Origin of the sequence: Coleofasciculus sp. FACHB-1120 (assembly GCF_014698845.1) — a bacterium.
Lineage (GTDB): Bacteria > Cyanobacteriota > Cyanobacteriia > Cyanobacteriales > FACHB-T130 > FACHB-T130.
Genome location: NZ_JACJTV010000052.1, coordinates 1 through 21,565 on the forward strand (window position 1 = coordinate 1; position 21,565 = coordinate 21,565).

21 protein-coding genes and 1 pseudogene are annotated in these 21,565 nt (G+C 45.3%); 17 read left to right on the forward strand and 5 right to left on the reverse strand.

The annotated features are described in order from the left end of the window. Window positions 1–269 precede the first annotated feature (269 nt). The 6 genes from H6H02_RS25170 (at window position 270) to H6H02_RS25195 (ending at window position 7,001) form a co-directional block, all read left to right on the forward strand. The gene (locus H6H02_RS25170; RefSeq protein ID WP_190822956.1) at window positions 270–1,559 is read left to right on the forward strand and encodes an NAD(P)/FAD-dependent oxidoreductase; all 1,290 of its coding nucleotides are present in this window, start codon (window positions 270–272) and stop codon (window positions 1,557–1,559) included. 290 nt (window positions 1,560–1,849) lie between these two features. After that, complete coding sequence (locus H6H02_RS25175) at window positions 1,850–3,127, forward strand: family 10 glycosylhydrolase (protein ID WP_190822958.1); 1,278 nt, start codon at window positions 1,850–1,852, stop codon at window positions 3,125–3,127. Between the two features lie 357 nt (window positions 3,128–3,484). After that, window positions 3,485–3,958 (forward strand): hypothetical protein, encoded by a 474-nt coding sequence (locus tag H6H02_RS25180; protein WP_190822960.1) that lies wholly within the window; start codon window positions 3,485–3,487, stop codon window positions 3,956–3,958. Between the two features lie 513 nt (window positions 3,959–4,471). Next, window positions 4,472–5,368, forward strand: a complete 897-nt coding sequence (locus tag H6H02_RS25185) for an AraC family transcriptional regulator (RefSeq protein ID WP_190822962.1) — start codon at window positions 4,472–4,474, stop codon at window positions 5,366–5,368. A gap of 121 nt (window positions 5,369–5,489) precedes the next feature. Further along, complete coding sequence (gene petD / locus H6H02_RS25190) at window positions 5,490–5,975, forward strand: cytochrome b6-f complex subunit IV (RefSeq protein ID WP_190822964.1); 486 nt, start codon at window positions 5,490–5,492, stop codon at window positions 5,973–5,975. A 252-nt stretch (window positions 5,976–6,227) separates the two neighbouring features. Continuing rightward, entirely contained in the window at window positions 6,228–7,001 is a 774-nt protein-coding gene (locus H6H02_RS25195) for an EcsC family protein (RefSeq protein ID WP_190822966.1), read from the forward strand. A gap of 110 nt (window positions 7,002–7,111) precedes the next feature. Here the strand turns inward: H6H02_RS25195 and H6H02_RS25200 are convergent, their stop codons facing one another. Further along, complete coding sequence (locus tag H6H02_RS25200) at window positions 7,112–7,813, reverse strand: Crp/Fnr family transcriptional regulator (protein WP_190822969.1); 702 nt, start codon at window positions 7,811–7,813, stop codon at window positions 7,112–7,114. Between the two features lie 471 nt (window positions 7,814–8,284). Here H6H02_RS25200 and H6H02_RS25205 point away from each other — a divergent pair, with 471 nt between their 5' ends. From H6H02_RS25205 to H6H02_RS25220, 4 genes are all read left to right on the forward strand, one after another. Next, window positions 8,285–9,019, forward strand: a complete 735-nt coding sequence (locus H6H02_RS25205) for a glutathione peroxidase (RefSeq protein ID WP_190822971.1) — start codon at window positions 8,285–8,287, stop codon at window positions 9,017–9,019. Window positions 9,020–9,252: 233 nt separating this feature from the next. Beyond that, the gene (locus tag H6H02_RS25210; RefSeq protein WP_190822973.1) at window positions 9,253–10,395 is read left to right on the forward strand and encodes a class I SAM-dependent methyltransferase; all 1,143 of its coding nucleotides are present in this window, start codon (window positions 9,253–9,255) and stop codon (window positions 10,393–10,395) included. 232 nt (window positions 10,396–10,627) lie between these two features. Next, window positions 10,628–10,912 carry a hypothetical protein gene (locus H6H02_RS25215; protein ID WP_190428072.1) on the forward strand — a complete coding sequence of 95 codons (285 nt, stop codon included), beginning with the start codon at window positions 10,628–10,630 and terminating at the stop codon, window positions 10,910–10,912. Window positions 10,913–11,032: 120 nt separating this feature from the next. Continuing rightward, a complete protein-coding gene (locus H6H02_RS25220; protein ID WP_190822988.1) occupies window positions 11,033–11,332 on the forward strand; it encodes a hypothetical protein in 300 nt (99 codons plus the stop codon). A gap of 123 nt (window positions 11,333–11,455) precedes the next feature. Here H6H02_RS25220 and H6H02_RS25225 read toward each other — a convergent pair whose 3' ends face one another. Together H6H02_RS25225 and H6H02_RS25230 are read right to left on the reverse strand one after the other, a co-directional pair. Next, a complete protein-coding gene (locus H6H02_RS25225) occupies window positions 11,456–12,079 on the reverse strand; it encodes a D-Ala-D-Ala carboxypeptidase family metallohydrolase (protein WP_190822975.1) in 624 nt (207 codons plus the stop codon). A 121-nt stretch (window positions 12,080–12,200) separates the two neighbouring features. Then, entirely contained in the window at window positions 12,201–13,640 is a 1,440-nt protein-coding gene (locus H6H02_RS25230) for a radical SAM protein (protein ID WP_190822977.1), read from the reverse strand. 108 nt (window positions 13,641–13,748) lie between these two features. Between H6H02_RS25230 and H6H02_RS25235 the strand changes: the two genes are divergently transcribed. From H6H02_RS25235 to H6H02_RS25250, 4 genes are all read left to right on the forward strand, one after another. Then, on the forward strand, window positions 13,749–14,219 hold the full coding sequence (locus H6H02_RS25235) for an ABA4-like family protein (protein ID WP_190822979.1): 471 nt from the start codon (window positions 13,749–13,751) through the stop codon (window positions 14,217–14,219). A gap of 45 nt (window positions 14,220–14,264) precedes the next feature. Further along, window positions 14,265–14,951: an ROK family protein gene (locus H6H02_RS25240; RefSeq protein WP_190536278.1), complete on the forward strand. Its 687-nt coding sequence runs from the start codon at window positions 14,265–14,267 to the stop codon at window positions 14,949–14,951. An 82-nt stretch (window positions 14,952–15,033) separates the two neighbouring features. Next, the gene (locus H6H02_RS25245; protein WP_190822981.1) at window positions 15,034–16,542 is read left to right on the forward strand and encodes a TldD/PmbA family protein; all 1,509 of its coding nucleotides are present in this window, start codon (window positions 15,034–15,036) and stop codon (window positions 16,540–16,542) included. A 67-nt stretch (window positions 16,543–16,609) separates the two neighbouring features. After that, on the forward strand, window positions 16,610–17,956 hold the full coding sequence (locus H6H02_RS25250; RefSeq protein WP_190822990.1) for a metallopeptidase TldD-related protein: 1,347 nt from the start codon (window positions 16,610–16,612) through the stop codon (window positions 17,954–17,956). Between the two features lie 134 nt (window positions 17,957–18,090). Here H6H02_RS25250 and H6H02_RS25255 read toward each other — a convergent pair whose 3' ends face one another. Continuing rightward, window positions 18,091–18,237 carry a hypothetical protein gene (locus H6H02_RS25255; protein ID WP_190822983.1) on the reverse strand — a complete coding sequence of 49 codons (147 nt, stop codon included), beginning with the start codon at window positions 18,235–18,237 and terminating at the stop codon, window positions 18,091–18,093. Window positions 18,238–18,366: 129 nt separating this feature from the next. Between H6H02_RS25255 and H6H02_RS25260 the strand changes: the two genes are divergently transcribed. Together H6H02_RS25260 and H6H02_RS25265 are read left to right on the forward strand one after the other, a co-directional pair. Then, entirely contained in the window at window positions 18,367–19,800 is a 1,434-nt protein-coding gene (locus tag H6H02_RS25260) for an alkaline phosphatase D family protein (RefSeq protein ID WP_190822985.1), read from the forward strand. Window positions 19,801–19,979: 179 nt separating this feature from the next. Continuing rightward, window positions 19,980–20,975, forward strand: coding sequence for an L-lactate dehydrogenase (locus H6H02_RS25265; RefSeq protein WP_190822992.1), 996 nt, complete (start codon window positions 19,980–19,982; stop codon window positions 20,973–20,975). Between the two features lie 193 nt (window positions 20,976–21,168). Here H6H02_RS25265 and H6H02_RS27810 read toward each other — a convergent pair whose 3' ends face one another. After that, window positions 21,169–21,297 (reverse strand): hypothetical protein, encoded by a 129-nt coding sequence (locus H6H02_RS27810; protein WP_277922601.1) that lies wholly within the window; start codon window positions 21,295–21,297, stop codon window positions 21,169–21,171. Between the two features lie 181 nt (window positions 21,298–21,478). Here H6H02_RS27810 and H6H02_RS25270 point away from each other — a divergent pair. Beyond that, a pseudogene (locus H6H02_RS25270) lies at window positions 21,479–21,565 on the forward strand (IS630 family transposase); the annotation flags it as partial.

Genomic DNA, 21,565 nt, shown 5'->3' on the forward strand with positions numbered 1-21,565 from the left:
TGATTCTGTTTACCTCGCTTTTTCCCATTCTTACGGATATGAGTGGAACCACACTCAGGACATTGCATCAAGAACAACCTCAATTCATACTTCTATTCTGCAACGCCAAACCACCCTGCTTATTAAGGGGGATGCAAGGGGGGTCGATCAACGTTTTGCTACTTAACCAAAGATGTGTGTACGCGGCAGCCTTAATGTTGGGGTGTTGCAATTGAGGGAATAGCATAATAAAGTTCGGTGCATCCACTCATAGTGTTTGGTAAACCCCTATGGTTCAAAACGTTGTGATTATTGGAGCGGGTCCGGCTGGACTGCTACTGGCGCATTATTTATTGCGTCGGGACAACTACCATATTGATATCTATGAACGTCGTCCCGATCTTCGGTTGACTGATGTTTCTGTTAACCGTACCTTTCCGCTCTCGCTTCAGGAACGGGGTAGAAAAGCGATTCGAGCCATTGTTGGGTTAGAGGAGGCGATCGCCGCTCAAAGTGTGTTCTGTCAGGGGACGATTATTTATCAGAAAAAGGGCAAAGCCCGACGGGTTCCTCGCCAAACTCCGATTCTCACCATTGACCGCAATCGCCTCGTGACGATTCTGTTGAAGCAATTAACCGAAACTTCTAGTCCGAATCAGGTTAAGGTACATTTCAACAGTGAATGTACAGCTGTGGATGGAACGGCTAAAACCGTAACGTTGAAACCTTTAGAAGGAGATAGCTTTACCGTTCACTACGATCTACTGGTAGGTGCCGATGGTGCGCGATCGCAAATTCGAGAGTATTTAGTCGAGAATGCAGGCTTGCCGTGTTCCCAAAACTATGTTCTGGATGCCTATAAATCTGTCTTTTTAAGTCGGCTCAATCCGAATGCAGGTGTGGAGTTAGACCCGAATAAAATCCATGCCTGGAATTTGAATAATAAAACCCGGATGGTGATGGTACCCCAGCCAGAGAACCAGTTGAATGGCGTGATTATTTTCGATCCTCAAACTAATCCCTTAGAAGGATTATCAACGAAAGAAGAAGTCAAGGCATTTTTTCTGGAAAACTTCCCGCTGTTTGGTCAGTTGATGTCGCTGGAAGAGGCGGAGGCATTGCTAAAGCGTCCAGTGGCGAGGCTGTTAACGGTACGCTGCGATCGCTTTCATGAGGGTGATAGTGTGTTGCTGATTGGCGATTCGGCTCATGCAGTGTCGCCAGCAGTTGGGCAGGGGTGTAATTCTTCGTTAGAGGATGTGCTGATTTTGGGGCAGTTGTTGGAGCAGTATGGGGATGATTGGAGGAAGGTTTTGCCGCAGTTTTCAGAGCAGCGAGTCCCGGATGCCCATGCCTTGCAGGAGTTGTCAGATTATTCGTTTCCTCGCACGAAGTTGTTGGTGGTTGAGTTTTTCTTGCGGTTGACGCTGGGAAGGCTATTTCATCGATGGTTTCCCGGTTTAGTTCAGCCATTTGTGTTTGATTTATTGTTAGATACGGATTTGCCTTATTCCCAGGTGTTGAGTCTGAACCAAGGTTGGATTCATAAGGTGAAGCGTTCAATAGTCGAGAATTTTTGAATCACTTAGTTTGTAAATCGAACAACTGAAAATAAGGTCAACACGCCTGAGTTCACATCGTAATTTAATTTGCGAACGTCCACAGTCAGATGAACGCCGTCTTACGACAGGTTGTTGCTCGTCGTCGCTGCAAGGATGCGGAATTGAGCGATCGCAAAGTGAAGTACCTTGATATAGCACCATTCTCTCTAAACTCTTCCTTCCGTACTTCCAGAGTATCGGTTACTACAAGCAAACCTCAATCGAGTCAAGAGAGTTGCTCTCCGAGTTGAACAATCACCCTTGTTATCATGCCACCTAAAAAAGAAAATAATGGATGTGGATGTGCGAGTATTCCATTTTCATTAATCATCGTTTTGTTTGGGGTTGGTTATTGGGGTTTTAGGCAGCTAGATAGTCTAGATATCAGCCAATTTTTGCCTAATAATCAACAAAATAATCAACAACCCACCACTCCTATTTTGACGCCTACGCCTAGCCAGCGTGTAACGGTTGCCAATTCGCCCCTTCCACAAGCGATTCCGAATAAGACACCAAAAACCAAGCCACAAGTTCCACTATTACCTGTTACAAATTTGCCCTTTCCACAAGCGATTCCGAATAAGACATCAACAACCAAGCCACAAGTTTCAGCATTACCTGTAACCCCCAAGAATTCACCATCACCTCAAACTCCTTGGGAGAAGAAGAAAATCAGAGGAATTTATTTAAGTCGATATCAAGTGACTAATAATGCTAGTGAAAAAACCATTCGCGAACGAGTTCGTTATTATCGCTCTCAAGGAATCAATACCATTATTCATGGAGTGTGGGGCAATGGTTGTACGATGTATAACAGTGAGGTGATGCAGCAAACACTCGGATATAAAAGTTGTCCTAACCTATTTCAAGATCGATGGTTAGATTGGCTGATTGATGAAGCGCACAAGCAGGGAATGCAAGTTCACGCCTATTTTGAGAAAGGGATTAAAATTGATAAAAATAGCCCAATCTTTGACTTGGCAATTTCTAAACGATGGATTGTTCCTGGGGTGGATAAAACCTACGCTGGCATCGATCATTACTTACTGGATGTAGAACTCCCAGAAGTTGCTAATTTCTTCAAAAAGATATCAGTAGAATTTGTCAAAAAGTATCCAACCATCGATGCAGTTCAGTGGGATGATTACCTAGGTTATCATGCTGAATTACCGGGAAAAGTCGATCGTACTGTCCATTTGACTAATTTTGTGCGGCAAATGAGAGCTGACATCAAGAAAGCTAACCCCACTGTTAGTTTCGACCTTTGCCATCATAATCCTTATTGGGGTAAACGTTATTTTGCGGCTGATTGGCAAAATTGGAATGTCGATCGAGTCTTCATCCAAATTTACAACGATGCTAATTTCAAGCAAGAGCTAGATTATGCCGAAAAGTATGAGGGAGTAGCCATTTCAGATACACAGTTGTATCGCTTAAAAGAACTGGTTAACAACCCTAAAATTAAGAGTATTTTAGTGTTTCCATCCTCTGGAAAACCAGAAGAGACTGCTGCTCTTCTCAAAAATGCTATCCCAGTCACTAAGTAGGGAAAGAATTTTCTCGGTTCGCCTCTAATTTCTTTGCGGGACATGATTCAATAATTTAAGGCTTCTCAGCAACCTCGGAAAGAGAAAACTGAGCGAAGGCTTACCTAACGCCTGCTTCCAATGGTTACTGTAACTGTAAAAAGTAACGCAAGAAACAAGAGCGATCGCCCTCATTAACTAAAGGTTTCTGGCAGGGAAAGGGCGATCGTCTTTCCAAATAGTACAACCAAAGAAATGAAGTGCGACTAAATCTACAAACATGATGACTAATTTAATAAAGTGTGTTTCAAAGCACCGATTACATAAACCGTAGGTTACGCTGTTGGTAGCCCGTCTTACGTTACTTCAAGAAAAGAAATGGATTTATCTAGGCTGAAGTGGACTAAGAACATCAAAGATGAAAACTGCTGGGCTTACGAAACCCATGTGATGGAATTTCCAGATGCAAGAATTTTTGCTTTGCATTGGAAGTCTAAAGAAGAAGCTAATGCTAACGAGCCTCAAGAGGGAGATTTGCTTCTTTTACACCAGCGAGCGAGAGTCACACACCTTGTTAAAGTTCTAGATAGCCAAGTGTCTCAACCTCGCCAGCCCGAGGATTGGATTTACCGAGTGGTAAAAGCTATGTGGATGCCTCCCTTAGGAAAAAAGTGGGATACTCTTCCCCATCAAAAAGATATATTTGGCTTTGAAATTTTCATTATGGATGGTTTTGTTCACAACCTTGATGTACCCAGTAAAATGTGCCAATTCCATGAGAGATGGGACTCTCAAGGTGGACTAAGAGCCTTTCAGCAGTATGTGGCTCAAGAGCTTGCCAAAATATCTTAAGGCTACTTATTTAGTAGTAAAATGGGCAGTGTCCATTCTCACAGACTCGTTCGCCATAGCAAAGAACTTTCTAAGCTGTATTTAGGTTAGGTAGAGGAGATGAATCGCCCTCTTTTTATCCACATATGCTTGATGTTCCTCTAGAATTTTAGGTATGGAAGGACGCGAGCGCTCGCACCTTTCTATCAATGTTCAAAACTGGTGGGCTTTTGCCCACCAGCAATAAACACCAGCAATAAAACTGGCTATTTCTTCCAGGGGAGTTTAGTCCCCATTTCAGTCAGCGCTGAGAAGATGAGATAGAAGACGAGTACGCCAACACCGGCAAGAAAAAGAACGATATCGTTGTCCATTCTGATAGCAGGGTAAATAGTAAGCACCGAATCAATAATCGCAAAAAAGGTAACTTTAATAACTGCTTTAAGCTTTTCTTTTCACGGCTAAAGTGTCCCGGTGTCACATTCATTTGGTTAACCCATAAACTAAGGATAGCCATGCAAAGCTATACCAGTCATGCCAGAAGCTCAACTGCCGAATATCGATCTCACGCAAGAAAAAGTTTGGAAGCAGCTTGTCCTCAACGCACCTCTACTCTCAAGTAATACTTCTGCGTGGTCAGGTATTCACTTCGCTTATCATCGGCAGTCCGCTCATGAACTTCCTGAATGTTGCTTTGCCCAGCATATTATCGCCATCTGTGTTGGGCAATTTGAAATAAGGCTAAAAAGAGATGGACACTGGCAGAGTGAGCGCTATACAGATGGTGATGTTGGTATCTTTCCCGCCAATCAATCAGATTTAATCGCTCAATGCGATCGCAAAGCTGAGTTTATTAATCTTTATCTTGAACCCACGACATTTGCTCGTGTTGCTTATGAATCAGTTGATGCAGATCGAGTTGAGATATTGCCGCAATTCAAAATACACGATCCACTGATTCAGCAAATTGGGTTGTCACTGAAAACTGAACTTGAATTAGGTGGAGTAGATAGTCGTCTGTATGCTGAGTCTATGGCAACTGCTCTCTCGGCTCATTTGCTACAACGATACTCTGTCAAGCGATCGCTCATTTCAGACTACACTGGGGGATTGCCTCTACACAAGTTAAGAGAAGCGATCGCTTATATCAACGACTATTTAGACCAAGACTTGATGTTGGCTGAAATTGCTGCCACCGTTCAGATGAGTCCCCATTACTTTGCCAGCTTGTTCAAACAATCCACTGGACTTGCACCGCATCAATATGTAACCAAATGTCGGATTGAGAAAGCTAAATTGCTCTTAGCAAGGCAGGATTTGACAATTGCAGAAATACTTCAGCAAGTAGGTTTTAAGAGCCAGAGTCACTTTACCAGAGTCTTTCGTCAATATACTGCAACTACGCCAAAGGCATACAGGGACGCTCTCTAAAATTTTTGGAAGATTAGAACATTTTCAGAAGAACAGGCAAGACAGCAATAACGAGCGATCGCTAAACTTAACAGCCATAAGCAAATAACTTGCTTTACATGGCAGCAGTGGAGTTTGTGATATGACAGGAATCAAGAAGAAACCCGATCTGAGCGATCCAAAACTGCGGGCAAAGCTCGCTCAAGGGATGGGGCATAACTACTATGGAGAACCAGCTTGGCCTAACGATCTGCTTTATATTTTTCCAGTAGTGATTTTAGGAACTATTGCATTGTGTGTAGGGCTGGCAGTTCTCGATCCGGCGATGGTAGGAGAACCGGCAAATCCTTTTGCGACCCCTCAAGAGATTTTGCCAGAGTGGTACCTCTATCCGACGTTTCAAATATTTCGCGTTGTTCCTAACAAACTATTGGGAATTGTACTCAATGCTTCGATTCCCTTAGGCTTAATCGTAATTCCTTTCATCGAAAATGTTAACAAGTTCCAAAACCCATTCCGTCGCCCAGTTGCCACAGTTGTTTTCTTAGTGGGTACCTTAGTTACACTCTGGCTGGGGATTGGTGCTACTTTACCGATTGACAAATCCCTGACTTTGGGATTGTTCTAAGGTAGTCGAGGCGTGGCATTGATTGAGAAGCGATCGCCTTCTGCACCAATTTTTAGCAGAAAAAGAGCGATCGCATATTTATCTAATACTTCCGAAGACTGGTGTCTATAAAAAACTGAGGGATGGGACTAGGTGCTGAATTTAATACTTTTTGAAGATTCAATCACTATCAGAGGATAGAGGCTACTGAGTCTTTGCTTTTTGTAAAGTAGGTTTCAGTTCATCATAACAGTTTAAAAGTCCCTAAAATCTATGGCAGCACCAGGAAAAGAAGGTTCCAGCACCGACCCAATGAGTGAAGCGATCGCTACAGCAATTCAATTTGCAAAATTGGCTTCTGATACATTGCAGTCTACTGCTGAAAACGTTACCACCACTACCACTGCCGTAGGAGAAACGGTTGGATCTGCGGCTGTGCGCTTCGTGGAGCAGGGAACGGAAAACGTAGGCAAAATCGTCACCCCAATCGCTGAAAGTCCAGTTGTGAAGTTTGCTGCCAAGGTTCCAGGCATCAATTGGTTAACGACTGCATTGGGTCAAGTTGATGCCCAAAAAGCTCAGAATGAGGTAAACAAGCTCCGACAGGAATATCCTCTAGAAAGCTCTGAGCAGCTTGCTCACCGAATTATTGTTGACACCTCCCTGAAAGGCGGGGGAGTTGGATTACTCACTAACTTCGTGCCTCCGATAGCGCTCACTCTGTTTGCAGTCGATGTGGCAGCGGTTACAGCGCTTCAAGCAGAGATGATCTACCGCATTGCGGCTGCATACGGTTTTCCGTTAGAAGATCCAACTCGACGAGGCGAAGTTCTAGCCATTTTTGGGTTGTCTGTTGGCGGTTCTGGAGTCCTGAAAGTTGGACTAGGCTTTATAGAACTATTGCCTGTAATCGGTGCCGTCGTTGGAGCGTCGAATAACGCTGCATTGCTTTACTCGCTGGGATCTGTCGCCTGCCGATTCTATGAAGCGAAAAGAAAGTTTAATGTTCAAGCTGAGGGAAATGGTGTTGGGAGTGTTGCTAACTAAAGCTGCTTGTTAGGTAGGGAAGAAAAAGTTGAATGGCTTTCCTAGCTTTTGGGCGATCGCAAAGTAGCGACCAACTTCAGCCGGTACAAACCTTACACCCAGCGTATTCCTTAGCAATTATTGGTGCCAGAAGCGATCACTTCCAATTTCTGTGCATCAAGTATCGTAATTTTTCCACCCCGACTGTAAGCCATAATCGGCTTCAAACTTTTAAATAGTCGCACGCACTCCTCATAGGTAATACCGATACTGCGAGCCATTTGGTAATAAGAAAGCTTCTCCTTCAAACACTGACCTTCTACCCCTGGAGAGGTACCATATCGAGATGCAGAATACTGAATTAATCTAGCTAAGCGCACAATTGCTCGCTCAGAAACCAATCCATGCACTGTTTCATGGAGTTGTTGCAGCCTAGAATTGAAAACCATCAGCATTCGTAAGGCAATTTCCGGGGTTTGCTGAATGGCTTCTAGAAGAGCATCTCGTTTTACCGTCAAAATTTGAGAATCACACTCAGCAGTGACTGTCGCCGGAGCAATTCCATCACCCAATAAGGCGGGAGCCGCAAAGATTTCCCCGGCTGGTAAGGTACGGAGAATCGTTTCCTTGCCGGTTATTGCCGTTTTAACGACTTGCAAGGAGCCGCTCAGGAGAGCATATAGTTTTGCAGGAAGGTGATCGCCTTCCTGCATGACAATCTCTGTTTGGCTGTAGTGCTGCACTTGAGTGTGGGGTTGTAAACGCTCTAATTCTGCCAAAGTTAAATCTACGAACACCAAAATCTGAGACAGTTGTTCGACCGTAGCCTGCATTTTTTCTTAAGTTTGAGAAGAAGACAAGACGACAAGGAAAGGCGGGTTGGCATAGCCGCGATTTGCTTTTCTCCGGCTATCTTTACACGCACCGAGATGCTCCCCAAAGCAACCCGCTGATAGTTCTACTTTAAGATTCTGGCTTGCTATATCGGTAATCTCATTTGGGTTGTTAGACGCTACACTTGTGCGCTTGGCGATCCTAACTGCTCACTCTTGATTATTTTCTGGATAAATTAAAATATAGCATCCGTACTGGATTGGGCAGGCTTAGGTGTTTCCCAGACCTCTCTTTCCCGAATTCCAAAACTGCAATCGCAGGCGGCTAAAGGGTTCCCAAGTTTTATCCAATTTTTTCTAGCGATGAAAGCGAGTTAAAGAATGTATTCGCCTTGACAAAATGTAGTCATAACGAGTACGGTTAATATAACTTCATAGTAAAGATCATTTGTAGCCAAGGAGCTAAATTCTATGTTTCCCAATCGAGAAGGACAAAAAGTTCCCAACGTTACCTTCCGGACTCGCCAAGACAACCAGTGGGTGAATCTGACAACTGAGGATTTATTTGCTGGCAAGACAGTGGTTGTTTTCTCTCTACCGGGTGCTTTTACTCCAACGTGTTCATCAACCCATCTCCCTGGCTACAACGAGTTGGCTAGAGTCTTTCATGAAAATGGCGTTGATGACATTATTTGTATTTCCGTCAATGATGCCTTTGTGATGAATGAATGGGCTAAATCCCAAGAAGCAGAGAATCTAACTTTGATTCCTGATGGGAATGGTGAATTCAGCGAAGGCATGGGAATGCTGGTTGATAAAGCTGATTTAGGGTTTGGGAAGCGGTCATGGCGTTATTCCATGCTCGTGAAGGATGGCACCATTGAAAAGATGTTCATTGAGCCAGTCGTAGAGGGAGACCCCTTTGAGGTGTCTGATGCTCAGACAATGCTCAACTATATCAATCCCGAAGCAGCAAAGCCTCAAATCATTTCCCTGTTTACGAAAGTAGGCTGTCCTTTCTGCGCTCGTGCGAAGGTGATGCTGAAAGAGCATGGGTTGGATTACGAAGAAATTGTCTTGGGCAAAGAGATTACTACTCGCTCTTTACGGGCTGTCACCGGCGCAACAACGGTTCCCCAAGTATTTATTGATGGCAAATTGGTTGGGGGTTCTGAGGCGCTAGAAGCTTACTTCAGTGCTAGATAGAAGGCTGCAAAAAACGGCTAGTCACCTCAAGTGAGCGGTTCGACTCTTAACTGAGGAAAGAGCGATCGCTACCAGGAGAAAAATCTACATGCGATCGCTCCTGTGCTTAAGTCGGTAAGCGATCGATCCTATGAAAGTAACTTCCGGTGAAAGCGATCGCTTACCTATACCAAAATCCCTGAAAGCTAACGATAACTTGTTAGAGTAAACAATAAGGGGTTAGGAAATAGGATATGGATACACAATTCCAACACCGGATGTTACCTCAAGCTACCCATGACGAGTTAGCACGCCAAAACTTTGTCAATAGCTTAAAAGGCTACCTGACCAGTCAGATCACCCCAGGAAATAAAGCAATTTACGAGAAGCAGCTTAAACCGCAGTTTGAGCAGGAGCATCAGCGATCGCCTCAAGATCGGCATGAAGTTCGCCGTCTGATGCAGCACGAACCTTATTACCGAATGTGGGGTGCGTTGCGGCGTACCACTCAAGAGATGCTGTGGGATTCAGTCAACACGAGCGTCGATCGGCAGCTTGCCGATTTGATTGAGCAGGCGCAGGACAAGGATAGCCCTTTGGGTTCTTTAACCTTAAATGCAGATTTAAAAATACCCGCCTATCACACCGCAGTCGATATTCACTGTATGCCGGGTGGATACCACAGCGAATATACCGAAAACGACATCGCAGCAGGGGCTGTCTACGATCGCGGTGTTTACGTTTATGTAATGGGTCGTCTGGGGCCAATGAACGACGACTTAGGGCAGTCTGTGGTTCGCAATTACTTACAGCCGCAGCATCCCAACTTCCGTCCTCGAAAAATTCTCGACATTGGATGTTCGGTCGGTCACAGCACGCTTCCTTACGTGGATGCTTATCCTGAAGCTGAAGTTTATGCGATTGATGTAGCGGCACCGATGCTGCGGTACGCTCATGCAAGAGCGGAGGCTTTGGGTAAGCGAGTAAACTTCTCGCAGCAGAATGGTGAGTCTACAGATTTCCCCGATGAGTCGTTCGATCTGATCGTCTCCCATATTTTGTTGCACGAAGCATCGCCACCCGCGATCGCCAATATTCTGCGCGAATGCCACCGTCTGCTAGCACCCGGTGGGCTAATGGTTCATGTGGAAGCTCCCCTTTATCAAAACATGGACCCCTACAACGCATTCATGTTTGACTGGGAAACGCAAAACAACAACGAACCTTGGTGGAGTGCCATGCGCGATCTAGACTTGGTAGCGCTGACTAGCCAAGCTGGTTTTGAAGCAGATAAAATTACCCCAACTGTTGCTGCTACAGGTGGCTGGAAAGGCACATCCCAAGGAGGCGGTTTTGGCAGTCGGGGCAATTGGTTTCTCTTGGTTGCCAGTAAATAAGTCACTAGTCATTAGTAATTAGTCATCAGTGATTAGTGAGTAACGACCTACTAAAGACTCATCATTAGACTTCTGGTAAAAATCATCGACTTTTCGATTTGATTGGGTAAAAAAGAAGGGGAAAATTAATTACCTTTATCAGACTTCTGCAAAAAGTCTGTTTTCGGCATTTTTTACCCGTTTGTTAATAACGACGAAATCCAAATAAAGTTATTTAAGAGAATTCGTAGTGATGGCAAAAAAAGCTAAGGGAAAAAAACCTATTTATTTTGAAAATCCCGAAAGCGACAAGCTACTGGCAATGGTGTTGGCGCTAACCGGCGAAGTCTCTGTCCTACACGAACGTCTCGATACAGTCGAACGATTGGCTCAAACAAAAGGTCTGATTTCGGTTGAAGAAATTGAGAATTACCAGCCAAGTGAGCAGGTAGAACAAGAGAGAGAACAGTGGCGGCAAGCCTATCTCGATCGTATTCTACGGGTTGTCAAAGAGGAACTGGATACATTAACTGAATAGTCAGAATCTCAAAGTCAGCAGTTCTGACTTTATATGTTGAGATTGATCAAATTTAAACTTGTCCCTGGTATTTTGATGATGAAACGTTGGTTGAACTGGGTTGTCTTTAGCACTAGCCTTATGGTGACGCTGCCGCTAGGAGCGATCGCTTCTGCTCAAAGTGTCATTAACAAAGCTACTTGCACCTACAATGGCAAGCCCCTTTACGGCAAAGTAAAAATTGTTGAAAGCTTGCCAGATATCAAGGTAAAGATTGTCTCATCCTCCCCCGATTTAATCGTCGAACCCGTCACTGTTTTTCCCCAACGGTGCGGTCAGTGGCAATTTGTCGAATCTTTTCCCGATCTCAAGGTGCAGATTGTCGAGAATTTTCCCGATATCCAGATCCAGTTTGTCAATAGCTTTCCTGGCGTTCGGTAAGAAACTAACGCGGCGTGCAACTTTCTGTATTTCTGCCTGCCTTGCCAAAGGAGGTTAAGAAAAAGTTGCACACCGCGTAAACTAAGAATTAAAAATTGAGGCTTTTTAATTTTTAATTGTTCCTTAGCCTGGATATTGTGCTTGCCAGCGGCGTTGGGGACCCATATCTAGATGAAGCATATAGGGCACGTACATATAGGTCGCTAAACCGCCTTCCCACCAATCCAGCATCTTTGCGAGCTGTCGCCCGGTGTAGCCCTCCACCCTGAAATCAACAGCACCGCCCGTCATCGGTTGATTTTTGGACGCGCCATGAACCTTAGCCCCAAAGGGTTTGTGATGATACCAACTGGTGATGAGGAAAGGCTTGCCAATCTGGTCTCTGGCAACTTGTAGCTGCTTGGCGAGAGCGATAATATTCTCCACAACTTCTAGATTTTCGGGGAGATGGCGATCGCCATTTGGAATCGCTTCTGCCCACGTGAAGTCACCACCCGCAATAATCGGATCGTTCAGATTTTCTGACGGAGAGGTTGCCACAGGCAACGGTTGGTTATTTTTAAGCATCAGCTTCTCCATCGCCTCCGGCCTAAGATCGGGGCTAGGACCATTTAATAAAGCTTGGTGAAACTTCTCTAACTGCTTTGGATGATTATCTTTGAACCATTGCTCAAGCTCATCAATCGCTTGATTTTGATGCTCTAAATTCTGATAAAACTTAAAGGCATTTGTTAGTTTGAACTCCATATCGGTCGATCCCTCCAGCGGGCAATTCCCTAAATACCAGCCTACCGCGCAACCTGTACCACTATTCTTTCGTTTCTCGGCTGGAGGGACAAAATCCTACTCTGGAAGATTAGAGAGACTTTCATAAAACTGGCATGTGCTCTTTCAGATTGGCTGCATCCTCCTTAAGGGGTAACTTTCCTCGTGGTTGAGGAGATGGATGAGCGCCAAAACTGGTTAAAACACTTTCCAAAGTTGGCAGGCATTGAGTCACCTTCTTCGCCCGAATGATCCCGTCCCAAACTGGCTCCAACTTCTTCCACGCCCCAGCATAGACCAAATGCCGCATCCGGCCAGACCAACGATCCTTAGCCCAAGCACCTTGGAAAATATTACTCCAACGATAAAAATCTCGATACGCTTGCCAGTAGCCTGCCTCTAGCACCTCCGGCGTCATCTTAGTTGGCTTATAAACAACATGACGAGTGTCGTATAAATCCCAGTTGGAATGAGTAATTCGTCCCTGCGCTGCCATCCGTTTGTACAAAGCAGTATCGGGATAAGGCGTCAAAATGTGAAACGTGGCAGTTTCCAATCCCTGCTGCACCGCCCATTCAACCGTGCGCGCAAACACGGTTTCATCATCGTCATCCATGCCAAAAACGAAGCTAGCATTCACCATCACGCCCAAATCCCGCAGACGGCGAATCGCAGCATTGTAATCTCGATTCAAATTTTGATATTTATGCTGTTCTCTGAGATTCGTCGGGTTAAGGGTTTCAAAGCCAACAAACAAACTGCGTAAGCCACATTCGACAGCTTTTTCCAACAATCCCGGCTGCAAGATAGATTGTACTGTTGCGGCTGCTTGCCATACGCGCCCCATTCCCTTCATCCCCTCAAACAAGGCGGCGGCGAATTCAGCGTTGCCAAACAGATGATCGTCGAGAAAATAGAGATGATGCCCTGGTAGTCGCTCAATTTCAGCCAGTGCATCGTCTACAGGTTGCGTATAGAAAGATTTGCCGCCTTTGAAGAAAGCTTCTTTGTAGCAAAAATCGCAGGTGTGAGGACAACCCCGCGACACAACAATGGAGTTAGGAATTAGGTAAAGATGGCGCTTAATTAAGTCGCGACGAATGGGAGGAACGCCGAGGAGCGATCGCAGTTTCGACTGATACACTTTACCAGGATGTCCTGCCCGGAAATCCTGGAGAAATTCAGGCCACGTATCCTCACCAGGGCCAAGAAAAATGGTATCCGCATGAGTCGCAGCTTCGTCTGGAAGTGAGGTAACGTGCAATCCACCCAGACAGATGTATGCACCTTTTTTACGGTAGTGGTCGGCTAATTCGTAAGCTCGGTAAGCTGAGGTGATATAAACCTGAATCACCGCTAAATCTGGCTCATCATCCAAATCTAGCCGCTCAACGTGTTCGTCTTGCAGGATAATCTCATCATCTTCGCTGAAAAAACTGGCAATCGTCGCTAATCCCAGTGGCGGAAACAGCGAATATTTAATCGGTCGCCAGTGGGGGCTGAGGGCTTCTGTCAAAGCCGGTAAAATCATTTTGACCTTCATTCAGAAAGCTCCTGCGACGATTGGGTAGGTTTCTGGGCACCGATTCTAACCGGCAATCTGCTTAACAGTCGCTTACGATGACGATAGTCAGGTTAATTCTTCATATCTATGACAATTGCTCAACTATTCAACGGCGCGAATCTGTTTGTTCTGCCTTTCTGGGCGCTAATGATTTTCCTACCCAACTGGGGTGTGACGAAACGGGTGATGGAATCTTATCTCCCCGTTGTGGCTTTAGCAGCTTTATATGTGTATTGGTTTTTTACATCGATTACACCGGAATCTGCTCAAGCAATGTCCAATCCTCAGCTAGCTGATATTGCTCGATTCTTTGCAGACGAGAAAGCAGCTGCGATTGGGTGGGTTCATTTCCTGGTAATGGATTTGTTCGTAGGTCGCTATATTTACTGGGAAGGACAGCGTACTGGTGTCTGGACAATCCACTCGCTGGTGCTGTGCTTATTTGCAGGGCCAATGGGGCTGTTGTCTCATATTTTGACGATGTGGGTGACAAATAAATTTTTCTCCCCAACTGGAACTGATTCTGCAACTGCCTCGACTCCAACTTCACAGGCCTAAAATCGCCGGTTAACTACCTAATTGAGAAATTGAGAATAGATATATATGCGAACCCTAGCTGTTGACATTGGCGGTAGTGGCATCAAGGTAATTGTCTTAGACGAAGCTGGAGAACCACTAACCGAACGCACTCGTGTAGAAACCCCAGTTCCAGCCAAACCGGAACCAGTGATTGATGCGATCGCTACCCTCGCTGCGGGACAAGGTGAGTTTGACCGCGTATCCGTTGGTTTTCCGGGTGTCGTGCGCGATGGCGTGACAAAAACGGCGGTAAATCTAACTCCAGAGTGGATTGGATTCGATCTGGCAACCGTGTTGAGCGATCGCTTGGGCAAGCCGGTGCGGGTGGCAAATGATGCCGATATTCAGGGAATGGGGGCAATCTCCGGCAAGGGTGTTGAGTTGGTAATTACCCTGGGCACCGGCTTTGGTTCCGCCTTGTTTGTAGACGGGAAACTGGTACCCAATCTAGAACTGGGTCATCATCCGTTTCGCAAAGGGGAAACCTATGAAGAGCAGATGGGGCGTGCTGCTTTAGATAAAGTCGGTAAGGAAAAATGGAATAATCGGCTAGAAAAAGCGATCGCGTCTCTTCAACATTTGTTTAATTACGATTCCCTTTATATCGGCGGCGGCGAAGCGAAAAAGATAACGTTTGAGTTACCGACAAATACCAAAATCGTTCCCAATGTGACAGGTTTATTGGGCGGGATTGCTTTATGGCGGGATTAGAATAAATTAAAAATGTAAAATTAAAAAATAGTCTTTTTGAAATTTTTAATTTTACATTTTTAATTCTTAATTGGAGAGCGCAATGGTACAAGCTCCTGCACCCATTTCTGAGGTTAAAACCCCAGGTTATACGACTGAATTGAGCGAACTCGCGATCGACCTGATTCGGAAAGCTGGGTGCGAGTACGGAGATGTTCGCTTCTGCACCTACCGGACTCAGAATCTTTATGCACGCGATCGCTCTCTGAGCAATTTATCGGACAATGTCAATTCTGGCTTTGGCGTGCGGGTACTGCTAGATGGCGCTTGGGGATTCGCCGCCAGCCATAATAAAACCCCCGCAGAAGTTGCCAGAATTGTTGCCTTAGCGGTAGACATCGCTAAAGCCAGCCGCCTTTCCCAACTAACGCGGGTGCAGTTAGTTCCCGTTGAAGCGCACCGCGATACTTACATCACTCCGATCCAGATTGACCCCTTTACGGTGCCAATTGCCGAAAAGGCAGAACTGCTGCTGAATGTGAACGAGCAATTGTTGAATTATGGCAGTCGTGGCATTAAGAAAGCGTACTCTTACCTCAGCTTCAGCCGCGAAGACAAAACCTTCGCTTCTACAGAAGGCTCTTTGATTCACCAAACAATCTACCGCAGCTATCCGGGATTTGGCTGCACAGCGATCGCTAATGGCGATGCTCAAAACCGCAGCTACGAACGCCCACCCTTGAACATCGGTTATGAGCATATCGATCGATCGGATATCCTTAGCCAAGTCGATCGGGTTGCGGAAGAAGCGATTGAGAAAGTTCACGCGCCGGTTGGTCCTTCGGGGATTCGTTCCACCTTAATTCTCAAGCCGACTAACTTATTTTTAACCATTCACGAATCAGTCGGACATCCCACAGAACTCGATCGAGTTTACGGCTACGAATCCAACTTTGCAGGCACCAGCTTTGCGACGACTGATAAATTGGGCAAACTGCAATATGCTGCACCTTGGGTGAATTTTAAATGCGATCGCACTCAGCCGGGAGGACGCAGTACCGCAGGCTACGACGATGAAGGAGTTGCTTCACAGAATTGGTACGTTGTCAAGGATGGCATTTTAGTAGACTATCTAACAGACCGCGAAACTGCCCATCGACTTGGACGGCTCAGCAGCAACGGTTGCGCCTATGCTGATAGCTGGTCAAGCGTGCCAATGGTTCGCATTCCTAATTTAGGGCTAGAACCAGGACAAGAGAGAGGCAGCCATACCGCCACTTTAGCCGAGATGATTGCTGACACCGAAGACGGTATTTTAATCGACGGAATTGGCAGTTTCTCCATCGACCAACAGCGCCGCAATTTCCAATTCGGCGGCGATGCCTTCTGGAAAGTCGAGAAAGGCAAAGTGGTAGGAATGCTCAAAAATGTCACCTACCATTCCATGACGACTGATTTTTGGAATAGTATTGACGCCATTGGCCCAGCTTCAGAATGGATGCAGTGCGGTGCCAACAACTGCGGCAAAGGCGAACCGATCCAAATTGCCCAAATGACTCACGCCTGCGTACCCGTGCGAGTGCGAAATATTCAGATTGGCAGTTCCTCGTGATTTGAAATGGAGATGCGATCGCATCGCTTCATCCCAGATTCAACCATCCACAAATCTCAGGATTATCGTGACCCTAGCAGCAGCACCCAGTTTAATCAGTAAAGATAGAGCTATATCCCTGTTAGAAGAAGTTATTAAACAATCGGAAGCAGAGGAGATATTTGTCAGTCTCAGCACTGGTGAAGAATCCCTCAGCCGCTTCTCGGAAAATCAAATTAGCCAAAATATCAGTAGCACTCAGTTTAAGCTCACCATCACCAGTTACTTCGGACGCAAGAGTGCCTCTAGTTCTACGACAGATTTAGATTCAGATGCGATCGCATCTGCCATCAAACGCTCGGAAGAACTCGCCCGTTTTGCCCCAGAAGATCCGGAGTGGGTGCCACTGCTAGAACCTCAAGTTTACGAAGAGCGAACCCCAGCCTTTGATGAGGTAACGGCAACCCTTTCACCCCTAACACGGGGCGAAATTATCCAGAGAGTCTGTGCGATCAGTGCAAAGGCGGGAGTGGATGGTTCGGGAACGCTGAGTACAGAAACGAACTTATATGCGATCGCAAACTCGCGGGGACTACGCGCCTGTAATCAAACGACCCAGGCAGATTTCAGCTTTACCGCTCGCATTGGGGATGGTTCCTCGTGGTCTAATCGCTCTGCTTGGGCGCTTGAACAGTTGCCAATTGAGGAATTAACCCAGCAGTTAATTGAGCGGGCAATCAAGTCGCGCCAACCCTGCGAAGTCCATCCTGGCACGTATCCAGTTGTCTTTGATGGAGCCGCTTTCGCCGCTTTGCTCCCTTGGATCGTCTGGAATTTGGATGCACGCGCGGCAGATGAAGGGCGATCGTTTATGTCTCGTACTGATGAGTCAGGCAAACCCGCGGGCAACCGCTTGGGTGAAGCCATGTTTAGCCCCATCGTGCAAGTGCAGCGAAATGCTGCTCATCCTCTGTTGCAGTTAGGCACTTTCTTTGGCGATGGATTAGGTAATGACTACAAAGAAGTAATTCAGGACGGCATCCCCCAAACTCTTTCTTACAGCCGCTACTGGGCGGCACAGCAGGGCAAAAAGCCGACGGGTGCGATGTATCCAATTGTGATGACTGGCTCAGATCAAAGTCTAGCTGACCTAATCGCCCAGACAGAGCGAGGAATTCTGGTAAGTCGGGCTTGGTACGTGCGCTACGTGAATCCTCGGTCATTAGTCGTAACGGGAATGAGTCGTGATGGCACATTCTGGATTGAGGATGGTCAAATTGCTTACCCGATTAAAAACTTACGCTTTAACCAGAGTTTGCCTGAAATGCTGCGAGATGTGGATGCTCTGGGTACAGTCCAACGCTATGGCAGCAGTATTGTGCCTGGGGTGCGGGTGGGGGCGTTTAATTTTAGCAGCGTGACTGACAGCGTTTGATTCCTGGAGGCTCTGGGCAGCTATTTAGAAGCCAGAACCAGGAGCGATAGGAATAACGCGCGATCGCAAAGTATATCGTGCCGATGATTCGGTTCCTTATGTTTGTCGGCTAAATGTCCGCTAAACCATCAATATCAACCATTTCTAGTTAATATTGAAATTCGCAGACATTCTATCAAAGCCGAGTTTTCAATTTGACCTTGTCCCACCTCAATTTTTATGACCCGGAACAGCGCCCTTGGCCCAATCCCCGTCTCGATTGTGCCAGTATCATTGGGCATACTACTCCCACTAGCACCCGTCTGTGGTTCCGGGCGTCTTCCCCTGGAGATTACTGGCTAGTATTTTCTCGCCATCAAATTCCGACCAACGGCACCCCGGAGATAATCAACGACGAAAAAGGGCATTGGTTGCGATTAACCTCTCCAAGTATTTCTCAAGAAATTTACAGCGTTACTTTTGTCCCGCTCCAACTCAATCAAGAGCATGACTTAACAGGTGTAGTAGACCTAAAAAATCTCCAACCCGATACTCGCTATTATTATGCCCTATTTCATTTAGGTAGAGAAAACCCCTGGGAACTGGGCAACGAACAAATCCTTTCGTTTCAAACGTTTCCAGACCATCCCACAGAGGTGAATTTTGGGATGTACAGTTGCCATATGCCCTACGATGAGCATCAGCTCATCAATTTAGAAATGTGGGATAAATTTAGACAAGAATTATTCGATACAAATGCTAATTTCTTGATAGGTACTGGCGACCAAGTATATGTGGATGGAGAAGGAAATAAACAATTAAACATTTGGAGCTGGTTAAAGAAAAACAAAAAACAGAACCCTTCTAAAACCGATATGATTTCCTGGTATCGGGACATCTTTCGGGGTTATTGGGGCATTCCCCAGGTGCAACAACTTTTTCAAAGTTTTCCCACCTATATGATATGGGATGACCATGAAATTATGGATGGTTGGGGTTCTTATACACTCAATGAATTAGCCGCACAGCTAGATACTTCATGGCAGTTGCGAAATACTCAAGAACATTTGCGGCTAGCAAATGAAATGTTTGAGGCTGCTAAGCAAGTTTATCAAGAATACGAACATTCTCATAATCCTCCTACAGATACCACTGTTGACCAATTTGACTATCAGTTCAATTGTGGATTTTGTGGTTTTTATGTATTAGATATGCGGGGACATCATGATTACAATCGGAAAGAGCTGCGTCTTTTGGGTGCTGAGCAGTGGGAACGTTTTGACGGTTGGCTAAATTCCCAATATAATTCTGAATCCCGCGTTTTATTTATTGTATCGCCAGTTCCAGTTGTTCACTTTAAGAGCTTTGCTGTCAATAATTTAGACATTCCCTATTGGAAATATACCGATGATTTAAGAGATCATTGGGATCATAAATCTAATTGGGCCGAACGAGATCAATTATTGAAGAAGGTTTTTGAGATTTCCCAAAAAACCAAGAAACCTATTGTATTTTTGAGCGGAGATGTACACATGGGAGCTGCTTTCAAGTTATCCCACGAGCAATCTCCATCGGCTAAAGTGTTTCAGCTTACTTCCAGCGGTATTGCCTATGCATCTTTAAGCAAATTTGCTATGCAGATATTAGAAAAGATAGTTATTGATGAAAATTTTATTGAAAGCAATGAAACTAAAAGTCCCTACAAAATAGAAAAAATACATATATGTATTAAAAATAATTTTGGTCTGCTTCATGTAAAACAACTTGCAGATGAAGAGTTATCTATTATTTTTGATTTGTTTAGTAGTGACCACGAAAAGAAAACTTTTGATAGAGAAAGAATCGAGCTAAATAAAATTTTATAGAAGTAGCGGCTTGTTAAAAGAAACTCCGTGGTTTAGCGTCCCCAAAATATTTTGGGGACGCTAAAAAACTGTTGTTGAGCCACAAGGATAAAAATAATTCAAGGAAAATCAGGTTGGTTTTATCTGAGAAGATTACTTTTCGATATCATTACATCAACGACATTTTCCATCAGATAGATATGTTTGAAGAATTATTTACAACCCCTACCGAGACTAATCTTGACTTAGCGATCGCTCGCCGTCCCCGGAAGGGAGTCATTATTGGTGCTGGTCAGGTAGGAATGGCTTGCGCTTACTCAATCCTGATTCAAAACACCTTGGATGAAATGGTGATTGTTGATGTTAATCGGGAAAAGCTAGAAGGCGAAGTCATGGATTTAGTTCACGGGCTACCCTTTGTCGAACCCAGCGTAGTGCGAGCAGGAACCCTAGCAGATGGGGAAAATGCCGATATTGTAATTGTCACAGCAGGAGCAAAACAAAAGCCAGGAGAAAATCGGTTAAGTTTGGTGCAACGCAACCTCGAAATCTTTAAAAACTTGATTCCAGAAATCGTGAGATGTTCGCCTGGAGCGATTCTCCTGATTGTCTCGAATCCCGTAGATATCATGACCTATGTTTCCTGGAAGCTTTCTGGGTTGCCGAGTTCTAGTGTGATTGGTTCGGGCACCGTATTAGATACGGCTCGTTTTCGCTATTTATTAGCCCAAAAGTTACAAGTTGACCCGCGTAGTTTGCACGCCTACATTATTGGAGAACATGGAGACAGTGAAGTTCCCGTTTGGAGCAAAGCCAATATTGCGGGAATGAATTTATTAGATGTTCATGACAATAATGATTTAACGAAAACTGCACAAATTGACGAAATTTTTCAACAAGTCAAGAACGCCGCCTATGAGATTATCCAACGCAAAGGAGCAACTTGCTACGCGATTGGTTTAGGCGTTACTCAAATTGTGCAAGCAATCTTACACAATCAAAACCGAGTTTTGACTGTTAGTAGTTTGATAAATGGTCTTCACGGAATTAATGATGTTTGTCTAAGTCTGCCTGCGGTGGTGAATCGTCAGGGTGTCACTAGGGTTCTGAATTTCTCTTTGACTTCCACGGAGTCAGAACAATTGCAACGATCTAGTCAAATTCTGCGCCAAACGATTGAACAACTCAACCTTTAATCTCTCAGCTACTAGTTTGAGAGGATGTTTGAAAAGTAGTATAGGAATCTTAAATTATTCATAAAACCTTTCGTCTCTCCTCTTTCTCTTCCTTAGAGCTGCATAGCAGCTCAGCCTGCGCCTTAGCGCTGCATAGCGCCGCCAACGCGATTAATTCTGACAAACCCCTTTAGGATCGCTAGATGAGCTTCTCCTAGGGGCTACTTATGTGGTAGCCGCCCGGATGTGAAAGGCGGTACATCTGGATGCTGTTATAACCGGCTTCCCGCATATCCTCTGGGCGGGTGGAGTCGATGGGGAGAGCAATATGTGTTGGATGCAATGTTTTTAGGGAGCCGGATTGCGTCTCTACTCCTTGAAGAGCGGCATTGCTCTGGCTTGCTGAGTATATTTACTCAGCCATTTGGTTCAGGATGAGCAATTTTCCCTCCAGCAACTTGATATAGCTGTCGCCAGTTCAGTTAGGACGTAGAGTGGTGATAGAAGTGACTGGAAACTCTGTGATGGCAAAAGCTTACAGTTATGACTTACGCCGGAAGGTCATCCAAGCAATCGAGTTAGATGGACTCAACAAGAGTGAAGTGAGCGAG

Coding starts and splice junctions, on each gene's coding strand:
- H6H02_RS25170 (WP_190822956.1), top strand. CDS start 270: ATGGTTCAAAACGTTGTGATTATTGGAGCGGGTCCGGCTGGACTGCTA.
- H6H02_RS25175 (WP_190822958.1), top strand. CDS start 1,850: ATGCCACCTAAAAAAGAAAATAATGGATGTGGATGTGCGAGTATTCCA.
- H6H02_RS25180 (WP_190822960.1), top strand. CDS start 3,485: ATGGATTTATCTAGGCTGAAGTGGACTAAGAACATCAAAGATGAAAAC.
- H6H02_RS25185 (WP_190822962.1), top strand. CDS start 4,472: ATGCCAGAAGCTCAACTGCCGAATATCGATCTCACGCAAGAAAAAGTT.
- petD (WP_190822964.1), top strand. CDS start 5,490: ATGACAGGAATCAAGAAGAAACCCGATCTGAGCGATCCAAAACTGCGG.
- H6H02_RS25195 (WP_190822966.1), top strand. CDS start 6,228: ATGGCAGCACCAGGAAAAGAAGGTTCCAGCACCGACCCAATGAGTGAA.
- H6H02_RS25200 (WP_190822969.1), bottom strand. CDS start 7,813: ATGCAGGCTACGGTCGAACAACTGTCTCAGATTTTGGTGTTCGTAGAT.
- H6H02_RS25205 (WP_190822971.1), top strand. CDS start 8,285: ATGTTTCCCAATCGAGAAGGACAAAAAGTTCCCAACGTTACCTTCCGG.
- H6H02_RS25210 (WP_190822973.1), top strand. CDS start 9,253: ATGGATACACAATTCCAACACCGGATGTTACCTCAAGCTACCCATGAC.
- H6H02_RS25215 (WP_190428072.1), top strand. CDS start 10,628: ATGGCAAAAAAAGCTAAGGGAAAAAAACCTATTTATTTTGAAAATCCC.
- H6H02_RS25220 (WP_190822988.1), top strand. CDS start 11,033: ATGGTGACGCTGCCGCTAGGAGCGATCGCTTCTGCTCAAAGTGTCATT.
- H6H02_RS25225 (WP_190822975.1), bottom strand. CDS start 12,079: ATGGAGTTCAAACTAACAAATGCCTTTAAGTTTTATCAGAATTTAGAG.
- H6H02_RS25230 (WP_190822977.1), bottom strand. CDS start 13,640: ATGAAGGTCAAAATGATTTTACCGGCTTTGACAGAAGCCCTCAGCCCC.
- H6H02_RS25235 (WP_190822979.1), top strand. CDS start 13,749: ATGACAATTGCTCAACTATTCAACGGCGCGAATCTGTTTGTTCTGCCT.
- H6H02_RS25240 (WP_190536278.1), top strand. CDS start 14,265: ATGCGAACCCTAGCTGTTGACATTGGCGGTAGTGGCATCAAGGTAATT.
- H6H02_RS25245 (WP_190822981.1), top strand. CDS start 15,034: ATGGTACAAGCTCCTGCACCCATTTCTGAGGTTAAAACCCCAGGTTAT.
- H6H02_RS25255 (WP_190822983.1), bottom strand. CDS start 18,237: ATGCCCAATGATACTGGCACAATCGAGACGGGGATTGGGCCAAGGGCG.
- H6H02_RS25265 (WP_190822992.1), top strand. CDS start 19,980: ATGTTTGAAGAATTATTTACAACCCCTACCGAGACTAATCTTGACTTA.